Annotated in this window: 3 protein-coding genes; all 3 read left to right on the forward strand. The window is 71.6% G+C overall.

Annotated features, from left to right (window positions below):
• The first annotated feature begins 273 nt into the window (after window positions 1-273).
• Genes IE302_RS42590 through IE302_RS43300 form a run of 3 tightly spaced genes read left to right on the forward strand, consistent with a single transcriptional unit; the run spans window position 274 to window position 24,871 of the window.
• Window positions 274-15,063, forward strand: a complete 14,790-nt coding sequence (locus tag IE302_RS42590; protein ID WP_229907513.1) for a type I polyketide synthase — start codon at window positions 274-276, stop codon at window positions 15,061-15,063.
• Window positions 15,060-20,216, forward strand: a complete 5,157-nt coding sequence (locus IE302_RS00105; protein ID WP_373307916.1) for an SDR family NAD(P)-dependent oxidoreductase — start codon at window positions 15,060-15,062, stop codon at window positions 20,214-20,216. Before IE302_RS42590 ends, IE302_RS00105 begins: the two co-directional genes overlap by 4 nt.
• On the forward strand, window positions 20,213-24,871 hold the full coding sequence (locus IE302_RS43300) for a type I polyketide synthase (RefSeq protein ID WP_191250473.1): 4,659 nt from the start codon (window positions 20,213-20,215) through the stop codon (window positions 24,869-24,871). The genes IE302_RS00105 and IE302_RS43300 overlap by 4 nt, the downstream gene beginning before the upstream one ends.
• Window positions 24,872-24,879: the final 8 nt, after the last annotated feature.

Below are 24,879 nucleotides of genomic sequence, written 5' to 3' on the forward strand. Positions count from 1 at the left end.
AGTGGCGATCCTGCCACAAGTGGCGAGGTGAAGTAATGGTTCGGCGGACCGAGGGGGTGGGGTTCCCGGTGACCGTTCCCTGGGGTGAAAGTGCTGGTAAGGGCGCTATGAGGGGGTCTTGTAGGGGCGCTCCAGCGGCGCTCTAGGGGTGCTTTGGGGGTGACGTTGGGGTGATTCCTCCCCCTTGTGCGCCAGTAGCCTCGAAATTCGGGAGCCGTGCGAGGACGCCTGGTGGCGGCATTTTCGCCAATTCGTTCCGAAAGACTGGGGAAGATGGACTTTCTGACGCAGGTCGGTGTCGGTACTGATGATTCGATCGCCCTTGTCGGCCTGTCCTGCCGGTTGCCCGGCGCGGCCGGGGTGAACGAGTTCTGGCAGCTGCTCCGCGACGGCGGGGACGCGATCTCCGAGGCGCCCGAGGACCGCCGGGCCGCCGATCCGGCCTCGGCGGGCCGTCGGGGCGGTTTCCTCGACCGGGTCGACGAATTCGACCCGGCGTTCTTCGGTATCTCGCCACGGGAAGCCGCGGCGATGGACCCCCAGCAGCGGCTCATGCTCGAACTGAGCTGGGAGGCGCTCGAGGACGCGGGCATCGTGCCTGCCGGGCTGGCGGGCACGAAGACCGGCGTGTTCGTCGGCGCCACCGCGAGCGACTACGCCACCCTGGGAAACCTGCGCGGCGCGGAAGCCATTGGACCGCACACCCTGACGGGGCTCAATCGCGGGATCCTCGCCAACCGGATCTCCTTCACCCTCGGCGTGAACGGCCCGAGCCTGACCGTCGACACCGCCCAGTCCTCCTCGCTCGTCGCCGTGCACCTGGCCTGCGAGAGCCTGCGGCGCGGTGAGTCCACTGTGGCCATCGCGGGCGGGGTGAACCTGAACCTGGCGCCGGAGAGCACGATCGGCGCCGCGAAGTTCGGTGCGCTGTCGCCGGACGGCCGGTGCTTCACCTTCGACGCCAGGGCCAACGGCTACGTCCGCGGCGAGGGCGGCGCCGTCGTCGTGCTCAAGCCGTTGTCCGCCGCGATCGCCGACGGCGACGAAGTCCACTGTGTCATCCGGGGGAGCGCGGTCAACAACGACGGCGCCACCCCTGGCCTCACCGTGCCTGATGCCGCCGCCCAGGAGGAGGCCGTCCGCCTCGCCTGCGAGCACGCGGGCGTGCGCCCGGAAGAGGTCCAGTACGTCGAGCTGCACGGGACCGGGACCCGTCTCGGCGACCCGATCGAGGCCTCGGCGCTCGGCGCGGCGCTGGGACGGCACCGCCCCGCCGGATCGCCGCTGCTGGTCGGCTCGGCGAAGACGAACGTGGGCCATCTGGAGGCGGGTGCGGGCATCACCGGGCTGGTGAAGACCGCGCTGAGCATCAGACACCGGGAACTGCCCGCCAGCCTGAACTTCGAGACGCCGAACCCCGAGATCCCGCTGGATCGGCTCAATCTGTCCGTGCAATCGTCGCTGTCCGCCTGGCCCCGGCCCGACGCGCCCCTGGTGGCGGGGGTCTCGTCGTTCGGCATGGGCGGCACGAACTGCCACGTGGTGCTGTCCGACGCTTCGCTGCCCCAGCGCCCCGACGAGCCGAGGACCGGGCTGGACGTCGTGCCCTGGCTGGTTTCCGGGGTCGGGGACCAGGCACTCAAGGCGCAGGCCGAGCGGTTGCGGGAGCACGTCGAGGCGCTCGATCCCGTGGACGTCGGGCTTTCCCTGGCCACCACCCGTTCGGCGCACAGCCACCGGGCCGTGGTCCTCGGTACTGAACAGTCTGAATTGGACAGTGGCTTGGCGGCGATCGTCGCCGGGACACCGTCTGCTCAGGTCGTGCGCGGCCGGGTCGTCGCGGGTGGCCAGGTGGGTTTCCTGTTCGCTGGTCAGGGTTCGCAGCGTGTGGGTATGGGTCGTGAGCTCGCCGCCCGGTTCCCGGTGTTCGCCGCGGCTTTCGATGAGGTGTGTGCTCAGTTCGGGTCGTTGCGGGAGTTGGTTTTCACTGACGACAGGCTGCATCGGACCGAGTTCACGCAGCCGGGGTTGTTCGCGTTCGAGATCGCGCTCTACCGGCTTCTGGAGTCGTGGGGTGTCGCGGCGGATGTGTTGGTGGGGCATTCGATCGGTGAGCTGGTGGCGGCGTATGTCGCCGGGGTGTGGTCGTTGGAGGACGCCTGCAAGGTGGTGGGCGCGCGTGGCCGGTTGATGCAGGCGCTGCCGTACGGCGGGGCGATGATGGCCGTGCAGGCCTCGGAGGCGGAAGTGATTCCGCTGCTGCCCGACGGTGCGGGTATCGCGGCCGTGAACGGCCCGTCGTCGGTGGTGGTCTCCGGTGAGGAGAGCGCTGTTGTCGGTGTCGGTGCGGAGTTCGCCGAGCTCGGCCGCAAGGTGAAGCGCTTGCGGGTGAGTCACGCGTTCCATTCGGTGTTGATGGAGCCGATGCTGGCGGAGTTTCGGCGGGTGCTTGAGGAAGTCGAGTTCCGGGCGCCGTCGAAGGTCGTGGTCTCCAACCTGTCGGGTGAGGTGGCGGGGGAGGAGCTGTGCGCGCCGGAGTATTGGGTGCGGCATGTGCGTGAACCGGTCCGGTTCGCCGACGGCGTCGCCACGGCGGAAGCCCGTGGTGTCAAGACATTCCTGGAGATCGGCCCGGACGGCGCGCTGAGCTCGATGGCCCGCGAGAGCCTCGCCGACGCCGCGATCCAGACCGGCCTGCGCGCGGACCGGCCGGAAGTGCGGACGCTGATCACCGCGGTCGCCGGGCTGCACGTCCGCGGTGTCACCGTCGAGTGGGCGAAGCTGTTCGACGGCAGCGGCGCCCGGCGGGTGGCTCTGCCGACCTACGGCTTCCAGCGGCAGCGGTACTGGCTCGACAGTCCGGTCACGGCCGCGCCTTCGCCCGCCGAGGACCGCTCACCGCTGCGCGAGCGGCTCGCCGGAATGTCGGGACCCGAACAGGACCTGTTGCTGCTCGACCAGGTGCACACCCACGTCGCCGCGGTGCTCGGCCACGCCGCGACGGACACCGTGGACACCGAGCTGACGTTCAAGGACCTGGGTTTCGATTCGCTGACCGCGGTCGAACTCCGCGACGCGCTGGCCGAGATGACCGGCCTGTCGCTGCCCGCCGCGCTGCTGTTCAACCACCCCACACCGGCCGCGCTCGTCGGCCATCTTCGGGCCGAGCTCACCCGGACCTCGCGCGACACCGGCACGGTGGTGCGCCTGCCCGCGGACGAGCCGATCGCCATCGTGGGGATGGGCTGCCGGTTCCCCGGCGGGGTCACCACCCCGGACGAGCTGTGGCAGCTCGTGCTCGACGGCCGGGACGCGATCGGGGGCTTCCCCGCCGACCGCGGCTGGGACCTCGACGGCCTGTACGACCCGGATCCGGAGAACAGCGGCACGACCTACACCCGCGAAGGCGGTTTCCTTTACGACGCAGGGGATTTCGATCCGGCCTTCTTCGGGATCAGCCCGCGCGAAGCCACCGCGATGGATCCCCAGCAGCGGCTGCTGCTGGAAACCTCCTGGGAAGCACTGGAACGGGCGGGCATCGACCCGCGGACGCTGCGCGGCAGTGACACTGGTGTCTTCGTCGGCGCGATGACCCAGGACTACGGCCCCCGGCTGCACGAGGGGCTCGAAGGGTACGAGGGTTACTCGTTGACGGGCAGCACGGTCAGCGTCGCTTCGGGCCGGATCTCTTACACACTGGGGTTTTCCGGTCCGGCGATGACCGTCGACACGGCGTGCTCCTCCTCGCTGGTCGCCCTGCACCTGGCGGCCAAGGCGCTGCGTGACGGCGAATGCTCGCTCGCGGTCACCGGCGGCGTGGCGGTGCTCGCCACCCCCGGCATGTTCGTCGAGTTCAGCAGGCAGCGCGGGCTCGCCGCGGACGGCCGCTGCAAGGCGTTCGCCGCCGCGGCGGACGGCACCGCCTGGTCCGAGGGCGCCGGCATGGTCGTGCTGGAACGGCTTTCGGACGCGCGGCGGAACGGCCACCCGGTGCTGGCGGTCATCCGCGGTTCCGCCGTCAACCAGGACGGCACGAGCAACGGGCTGACCGCGCCCAACGGACCCGCGCAGGAACAGGTGATCCGGCAGGCGCTCGCCCGCTCGGGCGTCACCGCCGCCGACGTCGACGTCGTCGAAGCGCACGGCACGGGAACCGCGCTCGGTGACCCGATCGAGGCGCAGGCGCTGCTGGCCACCTACGGCCGCGAGCGGGAAACCCCGCTGTGGCTCGGCTCGCTGAAGTCCAACATCGGCCACACGCAGGCGGCCGCCGGGGTCGGCGGCGTGATCAAGATGGTGATGGCGCTGCGGGCAGGCACCCTGCCGAAGACCCTGCACGTGGAGGAGCCTTCGCCGCACGTGGACTGGTCGGCGGGCGCGGTGTCGCTGCTGACCGAAAACCGCGACTGGGCCGATGCGGGCCGCGGCCGCCGGGCCGCCGTCTCGTCGTTCGGCATCAGCGGCACCAACGCCCACCTCATCCTCGAAGCCGCTCCGGAGCCCCCGGCTCCGCTGCCGCGGACGGACGGCCCGCTGGCGTGGCCGATCTCCGCACGCACCGGCCAGGCTCTTCGCGATCAGGCCGCGCGGCTGCTCGCCGCGACCGGCGCCCACCCGGCGGACGTCGCGGTGTCGCTGGCGGCCCGGCCGGGGTTCGACACGCGAGCGGTGATCGTCGGTGACCGCGACGAACTCGAATCCGGATTGCGCGGGCTCGCCGCCGGTGAACCCGGCGGCCCGGTCGTCGAAGGCGTCGCGGGCCGTCGCGACCGGCCGGTGTTCGTCTTCCCCGGCCAGGGCTCGCAATGGTGCGGCATGGCCGTCGAGCTGATGGAGACCTCGCCGGTCTTCGCGGACAAGCTGCGGGACTGCGAGGCGGCGTTCGAGCCGTACGTGGACTGGCGGCTCACCGAGGCGCTGGGCAGTGCCGAGGCATTGGAACGGGTCGACGTCGTACAGCCCGCGCTGTTCGCGGTCATGGTGTCGCTCGCCGAACTGTGGCGCTCGCTCGGGATCCACCCGGCCGCGGTGGTCGGGCATTCCCAGGGTGAGATCGCGGCCGCGTACGTGGCGGGTGCGCTGAGCCTGGCGGACGCGGCCAAGATCGTGACCCTGCGCAGCCAGGCGCTGTCCGCGCTGGCGGGCAAGGGCGGCATGGTCTCGGTTCCGCTCCCGGTCGACGAGGTGCGCGCCCGGATCGAGGACAAGGGCGACCGGGTCTGCGTCGCGACGGTCAACGGACCGGCCTCGACCGTGATCGCGGGCGAGCGGGATGCGCTGGCCGAGGTGCTCGCCGAATGCGCCCGCGACGGTGTCCAGGCCAAGTCGATCCCGGTGGATTACGCCTCGCACTCGCCGCAGGTCGACGCCATCCACGACACGCTCATGGCCGCGCTGGCCGGCGTCACGCCGATGCCCGGCGAGATCCCCTTCTACTCCACCGTCACCGGCGCCCGGATCGACACCGCCGAGCTGGACACCGGGTACTGGTTCCGCAACCTGCGGCACACCGTCCGTTTCGAGCAGACCGTCCGCGCGCTGCTGGACGACGGACACGACGCGTTCATCGAGGTCAGCCCGCATCCGGTGCTCACCGTCGGGGTGCAGGAGACGATCGGCGACCACGGCGCGCCCGCCGTCGTCCTCGGCTCGCTGCGCCGTGACGACGGTGGCAGGCGGCGGTTGCTGACCTCGATGGCCGAAGCGCACGTCGCCGGTCTCGCGGTCGACTGGACCGCGGTGCTGTCCGGCAACCGGGTCGAACTGCCCACCTACGCTTTCCAGCACGAGCGGTACTGGCTCGAAGCGCCCGCCCCGGCAGCCGCCAACGGCGAGCTGTGGGACGCGGTCGACAACGAGGACCTCGACGCGCTGGCCGCCGTCGTCCGCCACGAGGACCGGGACGAGCTCGCGGCCGCGCTGCCCGTGCTGTCGGCCTGGCGCCGTCGCGCCCGCAGCCGGTCCACGACCGACGCGTGGCGCTATGTGGTGACCTGGAAGCCGGTCACCGAGCTCGCGGCCGCGGCACTGCCGGGCACCTGGCTGGTCGTGGCGCCGCCCGGGCGCACCACTTCGCCCCTCGACGGCGCCGAGGTCGTGATCGTGGAGCCCGGCGCGGGCCGGGAGTCGCTGGCCCTGCGGCTCGCCGGACGCGAGGTGACCGGTGTGCTGTCCCTGCTCGACGACCTCGCCGACACCGTGGCGCTGGTCCAGGCACTCGGCGACAGCGGCGTCTCCGCGCCACTCTGGTGCGTGACCACGGGCGCGGTGTCCACCGGCCCTGGCGACGCGGTGACCGACCCGGCGCAAGCTCGGCTCTGGGGGCTCGGCCAGGTCGTCGCCCAGGAACACCCGGAACGCTGGGGTGGCTTGATCGACCTGCCGTCGGAAACCGACGACAAGCTCTGGCGCCGGGTGCGCTCGGTGCTGGCCTCCGGCCGTGAGGACCAGGTCGCGCTGCGCCGCTCCGGGCTGTTCGCCAGGCGGCTCACGCACGCGACGACACCGGCCGCGGCGAAGGCCTGGGTCCCGCGTGGCACGGTGCTCGTCACCGGCGGCACCGGCGCGCTGGGCGGCCACGTCGCGCGGTGGCTGGCCGCGTCCGGCGCCGAGCACATCGTGCTGGTGGGCAGGCGGGGACCGGACGCGCCCGGCGCGGAAGAGCTGCGCGACGAACTGACCGGGCTCGGCGCCCGGGTGACACTGGCTGCCTGCGACGTGGCCGACCGCGACGCGCTCGCCGCGCTGCTCGACACCGTCACCCCGAACGCGGTCGTCCACACCGCGGGCGTGCTGGACGACGGCATCATCGAAACCCTGACCCCGGAACGGCTCGCCGGGGTCGCCCGGCCGAAGGTCACCGCGGCCGAGAACCTGCACGAGCTCACCGCGCATCTCGACCTGGACGCGTTCGTGCTGTTCTCATCCGTCATCGGGGTGCTGGGCAACGGTGGCCAAGCCGCCTACGCGGCCGCCAACGCCTATCTCGACGCCCTCGCGAAGCACCGCCGCGGCCTCGGCCTCCCCGCGCTGTCGGTCGCCTGGGGCATCTGGGCGGGCGGCGGCATGGTGGGCGGCTCCGTCGAAGACCGGATGAGCGGTCGCGGAATCCCCGGCATGGCGCCCGAAAGCGCGATCGCCGGACTGCAGGACGCGCTGAGCCGCGACGACGACTGCGTGGTCATCGCCGACGTGCGCTGGGACCGCTTCGCTCCCGCGTTCACCGCGGCCAGGCCGAGCGCGCTGATCGGCGACCTGCCCGAGGTGGCCTCCCGGCCGGACGGGAAGCAGCAGGCTGGGTTGCCGGACCAGCTGGCCGGGCTCGGCGAAGCGGACCAGCTCCGGATCCTGGTCGACCTGGTCCGCGCGCACGCGGCGTCGACACTGCGGCATCAGGACGCCGGGTCCGTCGACACCACCCGCGCGTTCCGGGAGATCGGGTTCGACTCCCTGACCGTGGTCGAGATGCGCAACCGGCTGGCCGCCGCCACCGGGCTGAGCCTGCCCTCGACCGTCCTGTTCGACCACCCGACGGTGACCGCGCTGGCCGGGTACCTCCGCGACGAACTCGTGGGCGCCGAGCCCGCCGCCGCGCCGGTCACGGTCAGCCGGGGGCCCGCCGACGAGCCGATCGCGATCATCGGGATGGGCTGCCGGTTCCCCGGCGGCGTGACCACCCCCGAAGAGCTCTGGGAACTGCTGGTCGCCGAACGCGACGTCGTCGGCGACCTGCCGGACGACCGCGGCTGGGACGTGGCCGGGCTGTACGACCCGGACCCGGACGAGCAGGGCAAGTCCTATGTCCGCGAAGGCGGGTTCCTCTACGACGCGGCCGACTTCGACGCCGAGTTCTTCGGGATCTCCCCGCGCGAGGCACTCACGATCGACCCGCAGCAGCGGTTGCTGCTGGAGACGTCCTGGGAGACGATCGAGCGGTCCGGGATCGACCCGGTTTCGTTGCGCGGCAGCCGTACCGGGGTCTTCGCCGGGATGGTGTACCAGGACTACGGCTCCCGTTTGCACGAGGCACCCGAGGGCCTGGAAGGCTTCCTCGTCACCGGCAAGTCGTCCAGCGTCGTCTCCGGCCGGGTCGCCTACAGCCTCGGCCTGGAGGGACCCGCGGTCACGGTCGACACCGCCTGTTCGTCTTCGCTGGTCACCATCCACCTGGCCGCCCAGGCCTTGCGGCAGGGCGACTGCTCGCTCGCGCTGGCCGGCGGTACGACGGTGATGGCCGCGCCCGGCATGTTCATCGAGTTCAGCAGGCAGCGCGGGCTCGCCCCCGACGGCCGCTGCAAGGCTTTCGCCGGCGCGGCCGACGGAACGGCGTGGGGCGAGGGCGCGGGCATGGTCCTGCTGGAGCGGCTGTCCGACGCGCGTCGCAACGGGCATCCGGTGCTGGCGGTACTGCGCGGATCGGCGATCAACCAGGACGGTGCGTCCAACGGGCTGACCGCACCGAACGGCGGTTCCCAGCAGCGGGTGATCAGGGACGCGCTGGCGAACGCCGGTCTGTCCACAAAGGACGTCGACGCGGTGGAGGCGCACGGCACCGGTACCACGCTGGGCGACCCGATCGAGGCGCAGGCCCTGCTGGCCACCTACGGGCAGGACCGCGACCGACCGCTGTGGCTCGGTTCGCTGAAGTCGAACATCGCCCACCCGCAGGCGGCCGCCGGGGTGGCCGGGGTCATCAAGACGGTGCTGGCACTGCGCCACGGCGTCCTGCCGAAGACCTTGCACGTCGACGAGCCTTCGTCGCATGTGGACTGGTCGGCGGGGAAGGTGTCGCTGCTGACCGAGACGCGCCCGTGGCCGGAGACCGGCCGTGCCCGCCGCGCGGGAGTGTCGGCTTTCGGGGTCAGCGGCACCAACGCGCACGCCATCATCGAGCAAGCGCCCGTCGAAGAACTTGAGCCCTCCGAAGGCGACGCGATGGTCCCGTGGCTGCTCTCCGCCAAGAGCGAAGCCGCGCTCCAGGAGCAGGCGGCCCGGCTCGGCGCGTCGGTACGCGGTGAGCGCGTGCTGGACGTCGGCTGGTCACTGGTCACCGGCAGGCCGGACTTCGAGTACCGCGCTGCCGTCGTGGCGAACGACCAGGACGGGTTCCTCGCCGGGATGCGTGCCCTCGCCGACGGTGTGGGCGCGCCGGGAGTGGTGCGGGGTGTGGCGTCCGATCCGGGCCGGGTCGTGTTCGTGTTCCCTGGTCAGGGTTCGCAGTGGGCTGGGATGGGTTTGGCGTTGTATGAGTCGTCCCCGGTGTTCGCGGCTCGGCTCGACGAGTGTGCGCAAGCGCTTTCGTCCTTTGTGGACTGGTCGTTGCTGGATGTTTTGGGTGACGAGGTCGCGTTGGCGCGGGTTGATGTGGTTCAGCCGGTGTTGTGGGCGGTGATGGTGTCGCTGGCCGCGGTGTGGGAATTGTATGGAGTTGTTCCCGATGCCGTTGTGGGTCATTCGCAGGGTGAGATCGCGGCGGCGTGTGTGAGTGGTGCGTTGTCTCTGGCTGATGGTGCGCGGGTGGTGGCGTTGCGGAGTAGGGCGATCACGGCGCTGGCGGGCAAGGGCGGGATGGTTTCTGTTGCCTTGCCTGTCGATCAGGTGCGTGCCCGGCTCGGGTCCGCTCTGTCGATCGCCGCGGTGAACGGTCCTGGCGCGACGGTGGTGTCGGGAGACCCCGGTGCGCTGGACGAACTGATGGCCGCGTGTGAGCGTGATGGTGTTCGGGCTAAGCGGATTCCGGTGGACTATGCGTCGCATTCGGTGCAGGTGGAGCGGATCCGTGCCGAGTTGCTGGAGGTGTTGAGCGCGGTTCGTCCGGTGGTGGGCAGGGTTCCGTTGTTCTCCACGGTTACCGGTGAGCTGGTCGATGGTGCGGGCTTGGACGCTGAGTACTGGTATCGGAATTTGCGGCAGACGGTGGAGTTCGAGCACGCGGTCAGGTCGTTGTCGGAGCAGGGTTTCGGCGTGTTCGTGGAAACCAGCGCCCATCCGGTCTTGACGATGAGCATTCAGCAGACCGCCGAGGACGTCGTCGCGGTCGGAACTCTCCGCCGCGACGAAGGCGACCTGGACCGGCTGCTGCTGTCACTGAGCGAAGCGCACGCGCACGGCGTCCGGGTCGATTGGGCGGACACGTTCGACGGCGGACGCAGGGTGGATCTGCCCACCTACCCGTTCCAGCGCGAGCGGTTCTGGCTGGAGACCTCGTCCGCCACCCCGACGGCCGTCCCGCGGATGAACAGGCCCGAGACGGCGCTCCCGCCGGTCGCACGACAGCTGGCCGGGGTCTCGGACGCCGACCGGGATCGCCGCCTGCTGCACCTGGTCCGCACCGAGGTCGCCGCGATCCTCGGGCACGCCGGGCCGGAGGCGGTCCGGTCCACGCGAGCCTTCGCGGAGGCGGGCTTCGATTCCTTGATGGCTCTGGAACTGCGTAACCGGCTCAGCGCCGCCGTCGGCCTCAAACTGCCCACGTCGGCGGTCTTCGACCACTCCACCCCCGCCGCGATGGCGGCGTTCCTCGCCACCGAACTGGCGGGCGGCGCGGCGGACCCGGCCGCCACCACGGCCGGCGCCGCCACCGACGAGCCGATCGCGCTGGTCGCGATGAGCTGCCGGTACCCGGGCGGCGTGCGGTCCCCGGAGGACCTGTGGCAACTGGTGCTCGACGGCCGCGACGCCATCTCGGAGTTCCCCGTCGACCGCGGCTGGGACGTGGCCGGACTGTACGACCCCGACCCGGACCGGGCGGGCCGGTCCTACGTCCGGCACGGCGGCTTCCTGCACGACGCGGCCGAGTTCGATCCCGAGTTCTTCGGCATCTCGCCCCGGGAAGCGCTCGCCATGGATCCCCAGCAGCGGCTGCTCATGGAGACCGCGTGGGAGGTGCTGGAGCGGGCGGGGATCGACCCCGGAACGGTGCGGGGCAGCCACTCCGGCGTGTTCGTGGGCACCGTCGGCCAGGACTACGGGCCGCGGATGCACGAGGCCGCCGACGGCGTCGAGGGCTACCTGATGACCGGCAACCTGTCGGCCGTCGCCTCCGGGCGGATCGCCTACACCTTCGGCCTGGAGGGGCCCGCGGTCACGATCGACACCGCCTGTTCGTCGTCACTGGTGGCGTTGCACTACGCCGCCCAGTCGCTGCGGCAGGGTGAATGCTCGCTGGCGCTGGCGGGCGGGGCGGCGGTGATGGCGACGCCGGGCGTGTTCGTCGAGTTCAGCAGGCAGCGCGGCCTGGCACCGGACGGGCGCAGCAAATCGTTCGGGGCCGGCAGCGACGGCACGAGCTGGGCCGAGGGCGTCGGCATGGTCCTGCTGGAGCGGCTGTCCGACGCGCGCCGCAACGGGCATCCGGTACTGGCGGTACTGCGCGGGTCCGCGATCAACCAGGACGGTGCGTCCAACGGGCTGACCGCACCGAACGGCGGATCCCAGCAGCGGGTGATCCGCCAGGCGCTGGCCGCCGCCGGGCTGTCCGCGAACGACGTCGACGCGGTCGAGGCGCACGGCACCGGCACCACCCTGGGCGACCCGATCGAGGCCGAGGCGATCATCGCCACCTACGGCCAGGACCGCGAACGCCCGCTGTGGCTGGGTTCGCTCAAGTCCAATATCGGGCACACCCAGTCGGCGTCCGGCATCGGCGGCGTGATCAAGATGGTGCAGGCGATGCGGCACGGTGTCCTGCCCAGGACCCTGCACGCCGACGAGCCGACCCCGCATGTCGACTGGTCCCGCGGTGACGTCCGGCTGCTGACCGCCGCCGAGGACTGGCCGGAGACCGGCAGGCCGCGCCGGGCGGGCATCTCCTCCTTCGGGGTGAGCGGGACGAACGCGCACGCGATCATCGAGTCGGTCGAGACCGCCGAGGAGGTTCCCGCACCGCATGCCGGTGCGGTGCCGCTGCTGGTGTCCGGCGCGGACGCGGGAGCGTTGCGGGAGCAGGCGGACCGGTTCCGCGCCCACCTCGGCGAGGGGCTGACCGACGCGGCGTTTTCGGCCGCGACGACCAGGGCGGCGCTGGAACACCGGGCGGTCGTCGTCGCGGATTCGGCGGACCTGGCGCGCGAGGCGTTGCGGTCGATCGGACGCGGTGAGCAGCATCCTGCGGTCGTGACCGGCACCGCGACCGGAAACGAGCACCGGATCGGGTTCCTGTTCGCCGGTCAGGGTTCGCAGCGTGTGGGCATGGGTCGTGAGCTGGCGGCGCGGTTCCCGGTGTTCGCCGCGGCTTTCGACGAGGTGTGTGCTCACTTCGGATCGTTGCGAGAGCTGGTTTTCACCGACGACAGGTTGCATCGGACCGAGTTCACGCAGCCGGGGTTGTTCGCGTTCGAGGTCGCGCTCTACCGGCTTCTGGAGTCGTGGGGCGTCACGGCCGACGTACTGGCCGGGCATTCGATCGGCGAGCTGGTGGCGGCGTACGTCGCCGGGGTGTGGTCGCTGGAGGACGCCTGCAAGATCGTGGGTGCGCGCGGCCGGTTGATGCAGGCGCTGCCCGAAGGCGGCGCGATGGTCGCCGTGCAGGCATCGGAGGACGAGGTCGCGCCGCTGCTGATCGGCGCTGTCGACATCGCGGCGGTGAACGGCCCCGACTCGGTGGTCGTCTCCGGCGACGAGGAGGCGGTGCTCGCGGTGGCCGCGGCGCTCGAAACGTCGGGCCGCAAGACCAAACGGTTGCGGGTGAGCCACGCGTTCCACTCCCGGTTGATGGAACCGATGCTCGACGACTTCCGCGCGGTGCTCGACCAGGTCGAGTTCCACGCACCCGGCAAGGTGATCGTGTCGAACCTGACCGGACGCGTGGCCGGAGAAGACCTGTGCACCGCCGAGTACTGGCTCCGCCACGTTCGCGAGGCGGTCCGGTTCGGCGAAGGGATCGCGGCGGCGGAAGCCGACGGCGTCACGGTGTTGGTCGAGATCGGCCCTGGAGGCGTCCTGGGCGGCGTCGCGACGGAGGCGGACGTGATCACCGTGTCGCGTGACGGCCGCCCCGAGGTCGAGACGCTGCTGGCCGCGCTGGGCAGGCTGCACGTACGAGGCGTCCCCGTCGCGTGGGACCGGTTCTTCGACGGCACCGGCGCCCACCGGGTCGACCTGCCCACCTATGCCTTCCAGCGCAAGCACTATTGGCTCACGGCCGGGCCGTCCGACCGGGTGACCGCCGGCGACTGGACCCACCGCGTGGCCTGGAAACCACTGGCCGAACCGGTGGATCGCGATCCGGCCGGGGCGTGGTTGCTGGTCGTGCCGGACGGGCACACCGGCGATCCGGCCGTGACGGGACTGCGGCGCGCGTTCGGCGGCGACCGGCTCACCGAGGTGGTGCTCACCGCCGCGGACATCGAACGCGAATCGGTCGCGGCCAAGATCGCGGCGGCCGGGACCGGCGTCGACGGCGTGGTCTCACTGCTCGCGCTGGCGGGGGAGACCCTGCCGGGCCACCGGGCGCTGTCCATCGGACTCGCCCTCACCACGGCACTGGTCCAGGCGCTGAGCGCGACCGGCGCCGAGATCCCGCTCTGGTGCGTCACGAGCGGGGCGACGGCGGCGGGCTCGCAAGCGCCGCTTCACCCGGTCCAGGCGGAGGTCTGGGGTCTCGGCAGTGTCCTCGCGCTGGAGCACCCGGAACTCTGGGGCGGCCTGATCGACCTGCCGGAGCAGCCGGACGAGCGGACCTGGGGCCGGGTGCGTGCCGTCGTCGTCGCGGGCGAGGAGGACCAGGTCGCGATCCGGTCGTCGGTGCTGGCCAAACGTCTCGTCCCCGGTTCGCCCCCGAAGAGCGAGAGCTGGCGGCCGCACGGCACCGTCCTGGTCACCGGCGGCACGGGTGCGCTCGGCGCGCACGTCGCCAGGTCACTGGCCGCCCACGGCGCCGGACATCTCGTCCTGACCAGCAGGCAAGGGCCGGACGCGCCCGGCGCGGCGGAACTGGCGGCCGAACTCGGCGATCTCGGCGTCCGGGTCACCGTCGCCGCGTGCGACGTCACCGACCATGACTCGCTGGCCGCGCTCGTCGCGCGGCTCCCGGAACTCGACGCTGTCGTGCACACGGCGGGCGTGCTCGACGACGGCGTCCTCGACGCGCTGTCACCCGCCCGGCTCGACGAGGTGCTCGCGCCCAAGGTCGCCGCGACGATCGAGTTGCACGAGCTGACCCGCGGTTTCGATCTGTCCGCGTTCGTGCTGTTCTCTTCGGCCGCGGGCACGCTGGGCAACGCGGGACAGGGTAATTACGCCGCCGCGAACGCCTTCCTGGACGCTTTCGCCCAGTATCGGCGCGGACTGGGGCTGCCGGCGACCACCGTGGCGTGGGGCGCGTGGGCCGGGGCGGGCATGGCGGCCGACGCCACCGCGGCCGAGCGGCTGCGGCGCGACGGCGTGTCCCCGATGGACGCGGACCGGGCGCTCGACGCGCTGTGGCGCGCCGTCGGGCAGGACGACCCGTTCGCCGTCATCGCCGACATCGACTGGGCGCGGTTCGCCGACGGCTTGCCCCGCCCGAACCGGCTGCTGCTGGATCTGCCGCACGTGCGGCAGCTCCACGGCGACGGTGAGAAGACGGAGTCATTGCTCGACCGGCTCATCGCGGCCGGAGCGGCGGACCGGCAGGCGATCCTGGTGCGGTTCGTCACCGAGAGCGCGGCCACCGTGCTCGGCCACACGCCGGATTCGGTGCGTGCCGAGCGGGCGTTCAAGGACCTCGGTTTCGACTCGCTCACCGCCGTCGAACTCCGCAACCGGCTGGCCACCGCGACCGGGCTGCGGCTCCCGGCCACGCTCGTCTTCGACCATCCGACGGCGGAAGCGCTCGCGGACCACCTGCGGGCCACGCTGCTGCCGGACGAGGACGGCGGGCGGCCCGACCCGTTCACCGAACTGGACCGGCTGGAAGCCGCGATGGCCGCCGCGGGCGACGAGGTCCGCGCGGGCGTGACCACCCGCCTCAACGGCCTGCTCGCCCGGTGGTCGGGGACGCCGGTGGCCACGAGCGACGTGTGGGCCGCCGACCGGGACGAACTGCTCGACCTCATCGACAACGAACTCGGAGTGTCGGACTGATGGAAGACCCGAAGCTGCTCGACTACCTCCGGCGGGTCACCGCCGAACTGCAGTCGGCGAAGGAACGCCTGCGCGCGGCCGAGGCCGCCGACCACGAGCCGATCGCGATCATCGGGATGAGCTGCCGGTTCCCCGGTGGCGTGCGGTCCCCGGAAGACCTGTGGCGCCTGCTCGCCGACGAGGTGGACGCCGTCGGCGACTTCCCGGCCGACCGCGGCTGGGACACCGCCTCGCTCCACCACCCCGACCCGGATCGCCGGGGCACTTCCTATGTGCGAGAGGGCGGTTTCCTCGACGACGTGGCGGGTTTCGACGCCGCGTTCTTCGAGATCTCGCCCCGCGAAGCGCTCGCCATGGACCCCCAGCAGCGGCTGCTGCTGACCGCGGGCTGGGAGGCGATCGAGCGGGCCGGGATCGACCCGCGGTCGCTGCGCGGCAGCCGGACCGGTGTCTTCGCGGGAACCAACGGCCAGGACTATCCGGCCTTGCTGGACGGGGTCGCGCAGGACGTCGAGGGATACGCCGGCACGGGCAACGCGGCGAGCGTGTTCTCCGGCAGGGTCGCCTACAGCCTCGGACTGGAGGGGCCGGCCCTCAGCGTCGACACCGCGTGCTCGTCCTCGCTGGTGGCGCTGCACCTCGGGTGCCAGTCGCTGCGGCAGCGGGAGTGTTCGCTCGCGCTGACGGGCGGTGCGACGGTGATGGCCACCCCCGGCACGTTCGTCGAGTTCAGCCGTCAGCGCGGGCTGGCCGAGGACGGGCGCTGCAAGGCGTTCGCGGACGCCGCCGACGGCACCGGCTGGGGCGAAGGCGTGGGCGTGTTGGTGCTGGAGCGGTTGTCGGACGCGCGCCGTAATGGGCACCGGGTGCTGGCGGTGGTGCGTGGTTCGGCGGTGAATCAGGACGGTGCGTCGAATGGTTTGACGGCGCCGAACGGTCCGTCTCAGCGTCGGGTGATCGGTGCCGCGCTGGCCAATGCGGGTCTTTCCGCGGCTGAAGTCGACGCGGTGGAAGCGCATGGCACGGGCACCACGCTGGGTGATCCGATCGAGGCACAGGCGTTGCTGGCGACGTACGGGCAGGGTCGTGAGATGCCTTTGTGGCTGGGGTCGATCAAGTCGAATCTCGGTCATACGCAGGCCGCGGCGGGTGTCGCCGGGGTGATGAAGATGGTGCTGGCGATGCGGAACGGCTTGCTACCGAAGACGTTGCATGTGGATGAGCCTTCGTCGCATGTGGACTGGTCGGCGGGGAAGGTGTCGTTGCTGACCGAGGCTCGGGCTTGGCCTGAGGTGGATCGTCCGCGTCGAGCCGGTGTGTCGTCGTTCGGCGTGAGTGGCACGAATGCCCACGTGATCCTGGAGCAGGTCCCGACGGAAGAGGATGCGAAGTCCACTGTGGACTCTTTCGCGCCGCTGGTGTTGTCGGCGAAATCCGAAGCGGCGCTCCGGGACGCTGCACGGCAGCTCGTCCCTGCCCTTGGTGCCGGTGTGGCGGATGTCGGCCTCTCGCTCGTCTCGACCCGATCGGAGTGGGACCACCGGGCGGTCTTGGTGACCGACGGCCCGTCCGTGACCGAGGGGCTCACGGCACTGGCGTCGGGGCAGGAAACGCCGGGCGTGGTGCGCGGGCTCGCGGGCAAGCGGGGCAAGGTCGCGTTCGTCTTTCCCGGTCAGGGGTCGCAGTGGACCGGGATGGGCTTGGCGTTGTACGAGTCGTCCCCGGTGTTCGCGGCTCGGTTGGATGAGTGTGCGCAAGCGCTTTCGTCCTTTGTGGACTGGTCGTTGCTGGATGTTTTGGGTGACGAGGTCGCGTTGGCGCGGGTTGATGTCGTGCAGCCTGTTTTGTGGGCGGTGATGGTGTCGCTGGCCGCGGTGTGGGAATCGTATGGAGTCCTCCCCGATGCCGTTGTCGGGCATTCCCAGGGTGAGATCGCGGCCGCGTGTGTGAGCGGCGCGTTGTCTCTGCTCGATGGTGCGCGGGTGGTCGCGTTGCGGAGTAAGGCGATCACGGCGCTGGCGGGCAAGGGTGGCATGGTTTCCGTTGCCTTGCCTGTCGATCAGGTGCGCGAGCGGCTCGGTTCCGCGTTGTCGATCGCCGCGGTGAACGGGTCCGGCGCGACGGTGGTGTCGGGTGACGTCGCCGCACTGGACGAGTTCATGGCGGTGTGTGAGCGCGATGAGGTTCGCGCGAAGCGGATTCCGGTGGATTACGCGTCGCATTCGGTGCAGGTGGAGCAGATCCGGGACGAGCTGCTGGAACTTCTCGGCGCGGTACGGCCGGCCGAAGGCAGGGTTCCGCTGTTCTCCACGGTCACCGGTGAGCTGGTCGACGGTGCGGGCTTGGACGCTGAGTACTGGTACCGGAATCTGCGTCAGACGGTGGAGTTCGAGCACGCGGTCAAGTCGTTGTCCGAGCAGGATTTCGGCGTATTCGTGGAAGCGAGCGCCCATCCGGTGCTGACCATGGCGATCCAGCAGACCGCCGAAGACGCTGTCGCGGTCGGAACTCTCCGCCGCGACGAAGGCGACTTGGACCGCGTGCTGTTGTCGCTCGGTGAGGCCTACGTTCACGGCGCCGGAGTCGACTGGGCACGGGCCTTCCCCGGCGCGCACCGTGTCGATCTGCCCACCTATCCGTTCCAGAGCGAGCGTTTCTGGCCGACCGGCTCGGGCGGTGACGTGGACGGCCTCGACGTGCTCGCCGAGCTGCCCGACGGCGGTGTCGTGCTGGCCTGTCACCTGGGCGTCCAGGCCTGGTACGCCGAGCACGTGCTCGGCGGCTCGGTCGTGCTGCCCGGAACGGCGTTCCTCGAACTGGCGGTGCGGGCCGGTGACGCCGCCGGCTGCGACCGGGTCGACGAGCTCACCCTGGAGACCCCGCTCGTGCTGCCCGAGTACGGCGCCGTCGAACTCCAGGTCGTGGTCGGCCCGGAAAGCGAGACCAGGCGGATCGAGGTCCGCTCCCGGAGGTCGGACCTCGACGGCTGGACCCGGCACGCCACCGGTGTGCTCGGCCGGGGCGGATCGGACCGCCCGGCGTCCGAGCCCTGGCCGCCGCCCGGAGCGGACAGGCTGCCGGTCGACGCCGCGCCCGCCGGCGTGCGCGCGCTGTGGCAGCGCGGGGACGAGTTGTTCGCCGAGGTGTCCCTGGCGGGCGAGGAACGGGCGGCCGCGGAGCGGTTCGGCCTGCATCCCGCCCTGCTCGACGCCGCCCTGGGGGCGATGGCCGTGGTCAACGGCCACGAGGACCGGCGCCCCTTCGAATGGAACGGTTTCACCCTGCACGCCACGGGCGCGTCGACGCTGCGCCTGCGGCTGAGCCCGGCGGGAGTGGACAAACTGGCCATCGTCGCCACTGATGTCACCGGTGCGCCGGTCGCCACGGTCGACTCGCTGGTGTCCCGGCCGGTCTCGACCGGCGGGACGGTCGAGACGAACACGCTGTTCGCCCTCGAATGGACCGAACTCGCCGACCCGGACTCGATCGCGCCCCTTCCGGCGGAGATCACCCTCGCCTCCTGCGACCAGCCACCCGGCGACCTCGGCCTGGTGACGCACCAGGTGGCCCGGCAGGCGTTGGGGCTGCTTCAGGACTGGCTCGCCGCGGACCGCCCGGGAACGCTCGCCGTCGTCACCCGAGGCGCCGTGATGGACGCGCCCGCCCCCGCCGCGGCGACGGTGTGGGGTCTGGTCCGCTCCGCCCAGCGGGAACACCCCGGGCGGTTCGTGCTGGTCGACACCGACGGCCACGAGGACTCGCTCCGGATGCTGCCCACCGCGGCCGCGCTGGGCGAACCCGAGATCGCGCTGCGGGCAGGCGCGGTGTTCCGGCCCAGGCTGGTCAACGCCGAGCCGTCCGCCGAGGCGGCCCCGTCGATCACCGGCACGGTGCTGGTGACCGGCTCCGCCGAAGGCCTCGGCGGGCTCGTCGCCCGCCACCTGGTCGCCGAGCACGGAGTGCGGCGCCTGGTGTTCACCAGCCGCCGGGGCGAGGACGCCGACGGCGCGGCCGCGTTGCGGCAGGAGCTCACCGGCTCGGGCGCGCACGTGACGGTCGCCACCTGCGACGTCGCGGACCGCGCCGCGCTGGCCGCGCTGCTCGACCGGACCGGACCGCTGAGTGCCGTGGTGCATACGGCGGCCGTGCTCGAGGACGGCATGCTCACCTCGCTCACCGCCGACGGCCTCGACCGGGTGCTGCGCGCCAAGGTCGACGCCGTGCTCAATTTCCATGAGCTGGCAGGCGATCTCGACGCCTTCATCGTCTTCTCCTCCGCTGCGGGCACCCTCGGCGGACCGGGCATGGGCAGCTACGCGGCGGCCAATGCCTTCCTCGACGCGTTCATGCGCCACCGCCGCGCCGCCGGACTGCCCGGCCAGTCCCTGGCGTGGGGGCTGTGGGAGCGGACCGGCGGGATGGCGGGCAGGCTCGGCGCGGCCGACCTCGCCCGGATGGGCCGCGACGGTGTCGCGGCGATGTCCGAGGCCGAAGGGCTCGCGCTCTTCGACGCGGCTCGCCGGTCGGGCGCGGACGTGGTGCTGCCGATGCGGCTGGACACCGCGGTGCTGCGCGAGCGGACGGACGAACTGCCCCTGCTGCTGCGCGGGCTGGCCCCGCGCCGGACGCGGCGGGCGGAAGCGGCCGGAGCGGACGACCCCGGGTTCGCCCGGCGGCTGGCCGGGATGACCGGACCGGAACAGGAAAGCCTGCTGCTCGACCTGGTCCGGCGGCACGCCTCGGCAGTGCTCGGGCACGCGAATCCCCGCGCGATCGCCGCGGACCAGGCGTTCAAGGAGCTGGGATTCGATTCGCTCACCGGCATCGACCTGCGCAACCGGCTCGCAGCCGCGACCGGGGTGCGGCTGACGGCGACGCTGGTCTTCGACCATCCCACGCCACGGGCGCTGGCCGAGCAGCTCCGCGCGGAACTGGTCGCCGACGAACCCGCCCGGCTGACCGAGCTGCTCGACCAGCTCGAAAGCGCGCTCGCGGCCGTCGAGCTGAGCGCCGCCGAGCGGGACGACGTCGCCGCCAGGTTGCGTGGCGCCGCGTCGGCCTTCGCCGGGGCTTCCCCGGAGGCGGGCCGGATCGAAGAGGCCACCGACGACGAGTTGTTCGATCTCATCGACCGGAAGTTGGGCGCGCTGTGACGGCGAACGAAAGCAGGCTGCGGGACTACCTCAAGCGGGTCACGACCGAGCTGGACGACGCGCACGACCGGATCCGCGCCCAGGAGCGGCGAGACAAGGAACCGATCGCGATCATCGGGATGAGCTGCCGGTTCCCCGGCGGGGTGCGCTCTCCCGAGGACCTGTGGGAGCTGCTGGCGCAGGGCCGCGACGTGGTGTCCGGCTTCCCGGACAACCGGGGCTGGGACCTGGCGTCGCTGTACGACCCGGATCCGGACAAGCCCGGCAAATGCTCTGTCCAGGACGGCGGTTTCCTGTACGACGCCGACCAGTTCGACCCCGGGTTCTTCGGGATCAGCCCGCGCGAGGCACTCGCCATGGACCCGCAGCACCGGTTGCTGCTGGAGACGACCTGGGAGGCGTTCGAACGTGCCGGCGTCGCCCCCGCCGCGCTGCGCGGCAGCCGGACCGGTGTCTACGTCGGCGGCAACGGGACCGACTACTCCGACGTCCTGCAGGAGACACCGGACGGTGTCGCCGGGTATCTCGGCATCGGCAGCGCCGCCTCGGTCGCGTCCGGCAGGCTCGCGTACACCTTCGGGCTGGAAGGCCCGGCCCTCACGATCGACACCGCGTGCTCGGCTTCCCTGGTCGCGCTGCACCTCGCGTGCCAGGGCCTGCGCCACGGGGACTGCACCCTGGCACTGGCGGCCGGGGTGACGGTCATGTCCACACCGGGATTCCTCGTCGAGTTCAGCCGCCAGCGCGGGCTGGCCGGAGACGGACGCTGCAAGGCGTTCGCGGACGCCGCCGACGGCACCGGCCTGGCCGAAGGCGCGGGCGTGCTGGTGCTGGAGCGCTTGTCGGACGCGCGCCGGAACGGGCATCCGGTGTTGGCGGTGGTGCGTGGTTCGGCGGTGAATCAGGACGGTGCGTCGAACGGTCTGACAGCGCCGAACGGTCCGTCTCAGCGTCGGGTGATCAGTGCGGCGCTGGCCAACGCCGGTCTCGCGCCGGCCGAGGTCGACGCCGTGGAAGCGCATGGCACGGGCACCACGCTGGGCGATCCGATCGAGGCACAGGCGTTGCTCGCGACGTATGGCCAAGGTCGTGAGAAGCCTTTGTGGCTGGGGTCGATCAAGTCGAATCTTGGTCATACACAGGCCGCGGCCGGCATCGCCGGGGTGATGAAGATGGTGCTGGCGATGCGGAATGGCTTGCTGCCGAAGACTTTGCACATCGACGAGCCTTCGTCGCATGTGGACTGGTCGGCCGGGAAGGTGTCACTGCTGACCGAGGCTCAGGCCTGGCCGGAGTCGGATCGTCCGCGTCGTGCCGGTGTGTCCTCGTTCGGGGTCAGCGGTACCAACGCCCACGTGATCCTGGAACAGGTTCCCGCGGAGACTATTGAATCGTCTACTGTGGACTCTGTAGTTCCGTTGGTGTTCTCGGCCAAGAGTGAAGCGGCGCTCCGGGAGACGGCGCGGCAGCTCGTCCCCACGCTCGACGCCGGTGTGGCGGACGTCGGTTTCTCGCTGGCCGCCGCTCGTTCGGCGTGGGAGTATCGCGCGGCGCTGGTGGCGGCCGACCGTGAGGCCTATGCCGCCGGTCTCACCGCTCTCGCCTCCGGTCAGGAGATCGCCGGACTGGTCCAGGGCGTGGCGTCCGATCCGGGCAAGGTCGCTTTCGTCTTTCCCGGTCAGGGTTCGCAGTGGGCCGGGATGGGGCTCCGGTTGTATGAGTCGTCTCCGGTGTTCGCGGCTCGGCTCGACGAGTGTGCGCAAGCGCTTTCGTCCTTTGTGGACTGGTCGCTGGTGGAGGTTCTCGGCGACGAGGTCGCACTGGCGCGGGTTGATGTGGTGCAGCCGGTGTTGTGGGCGGTGATGGTGTCGCTCGCGGCGGTGTGGGAATCGTATGGAGTTGTTCCCGAAGCGGTTGTGGGTCATTCGCAAGGTGAGATCGCGGCGGCGTGTGTGAGCGGCGCGTTGTCTCTGGCTGACGGTGCTCGGGTGGTCGCGTTGCGGAGCAAGGCGATCACGGCGCTGGCGGGCAAGGGTGGGATGGTTTCTGTTGCCTTGCCTGTCGATCAGGTGCGCGAGCGACTCGGGTCAGCGCTCTCGATCGCCGCGGTGAACGGTGCCTCGGCGACGGTCGTATCGGGAGATCCCGCGGCGCTGGAGGAGCTGGTGGCTGCGTGTGAGCGCGACGGGGTTCGGGCGAAGCGGATTCCGGTGGACTATGCGTCACATTCGGTGCAGGTGGAGGAGATCCGGGACGAGTTGCTGGAGGTGTTGAGCGCGGTTCGTCCGGTGGCGGGCAGGGTTCCCTTGTTCTCCACAGTTACGGGTGAGTTGGTCGATGGTGCGGGTCTGGATGCCGAGTACTGGTATCGGAATCTGCGGCAGACGGTGGAGTTCGAGCACGCGGTCCGATCCATGTCCGAGCAGGGTTTCGGGGTGTTCGTGGAAACGAGCGCCCATCCGGTGCTGACCATGGCCATTCAGCAGACCGCCGAAGACGCCGTGGCCGTTGGAACTCTCCGGCGGGATGAAGGCGATCTGGATCGGGTGCTCCTGTCGCTCGGCGAGGCCTACGTCCAGGGTGTCGACGTCGACTGGGCACCGGCTTTCGCGGGCGCGCACCGCGTCGACCTGCCCGCGTATCCCTTCCAGCGACAGCGGTTCTGGCTGCCGCGGACGACCGTCGGCAAGACCGCGGACCCGCTCGACGACATCCGGTACCGGGTGACCTGGAAGACGATCGCCGACCTCCCCGAGCCGTCGTTGACGGGGGAGTGGCTGGTCGCCGTTCCCGAGGGCGCCGGCTGCGACCTCGTGGACCCGGTCGTCCGGAGTCTCGAAGCCCACGGCGCGCGGACCCGGGTGCTGCCCGTCGGCTCCGGCCGGACCGCCCTCGCGGACCGGCTCCGCGGACTCGGCGCGCCCGGTGGCGTGGTGAGCCTGCTGGCACTCGACGAACGGCCGGACACCGGCACCCCGGCGCTGGCCGACGGCCTCGCCAGGACCGTCCAGCTGGTCCAGGCACTCGGCGACGCCGCGCACGAGGCCCCGCTGTGGATCCTCACCCGCGGCGCCGTGACCACCGGGCCTCGGGACCGGCTGACCAACCCGGTCCAGGCCCAGACTTGGGGCGTCGGGCGCGTCGTCGGACTCGAACACGCGAGCCGCTGGGGCGGCCTGATCGACCTGCCCGCCGACTTCGACGCGCCGGCCGCCGACCGCCTGTGCTCGGTGCTGGCGGGCGCGGGCACCGAAGATCAGCTCGCGATCAGGCAGAGCGGGGTCCTCGTCCGCCGCTTGGTCAGGGCGAGCCGGACGGGCAAACCATCGCGGACCTGGCAGCCGCGGGACACCGTCCTGCTCACCGGCGGGACCGGCGTCCTGGGCACGCATATCGTGCGGTGGCTCGCCGGGAACGGCGCCACCCGCATCGTGCTGCCGTCCAGGCGCGGACCGGCCGCGCCCGGCATGTCCGAGCTGACCGCGGAACTGGCCGAGCGGGGTGTCGAGCTGATCCCGGCCGCCTGCGACGTGGCCGACCGGGCGGCGCTGGAGGACCTCGTGTCGCGGGTACGGAGCAGCGGCCCGCCGATTCGCGGCGTCATCCACGCCGCGGCCCAGATCGGCCTCGGTTCGCTCGCCGAGACGACCCTCGCGGATTTCGCCGACGTCGTCGCCGCGAAGGCGGACGGTGCCGGGCATCTCGACGAGCTCTTCCGTGACGACGACCTCGACGCGTTCGTGCTGTTCTCCTCCATCGCCGGAGTGTGGGGAAGCGGCGACCACGGCGCCTACGCCGCGGCCAACGCCTTCCTCGACGCGCTCGCGGCGCGGCGCCGGGCGGACGGGCGGACCGCGACCTCGATCGCCTGGGGCGTCTGGGCCGCGGCGAACCCGTGGGACACCGACCGTGCCATCGAAGGCATCGACAACGACCAGCTGCGCCGACGCGGCTTGCCGCTGATGGATCCGGAGCTCGCCTTCACCGCGCTCCAGCACGCGCTCGACCACGACGAGACCACCGTGACCGTCGCGCACGTGGACTGGGCGAAGTTCGTCCCGGTCTTCACCTCGACCAGGGAACGGCCACTGTTCGACGACCTGCCCGACGCGCGCGGCGCCGTCCAGGCCGACACCGTGCCCGAGACGGCCGGGTCCGACCTCGTGCGCCGGGTGGCCGCCTCGGCCGACGGCGAACGCGTCGTCCTCGACCTCGTCCGCGCCCAGGTGACGGTCGTGCTCGGACACGACGCGCCCGACGCCGTCGCTCCCGGCCGCCCGTTCAAGGAGATGGGGTTCGACTCGCTGACCGCGGTCGAACTGCGCAACAAACTGGCCGCGGCGACCGGGATCCGGCTGCCCGCGACGATGGTCTTCGACCACCCGAGCCCGGCGGCGCTGGCCCGCCATGTCCACGAGCGGCTCGTCCCGCGCACCACTCCCGTACTCGACGAGCTCGACCGGATCGAGGCGGCGCTGTTCGGCGCGGAGACCGGGGACGAGACGGGCGCCACGATCGTCGCCCGGCTGCGGTCGATGGTGTGGAAGTGGAACGACCTCGCCGGTACGGCGGACCCGACGGCCGACGACGGCCTCGACGTCGCCACCGACGACGAGATATTCGACCTGATCGACGCCGAGTTCGGCAGTGCCTGACAGGGGAT

The organism is Amycolatopsis oliviviridis (assembly GCF_014654365.1).
Taxonomy (GTDB): Bacteria; Actinomycetota; Actinomycetes; order Mycobacteriales; family Pseudonocardiaceae; genus Amycolatopsis; species Amycolatopsis oliviviridis.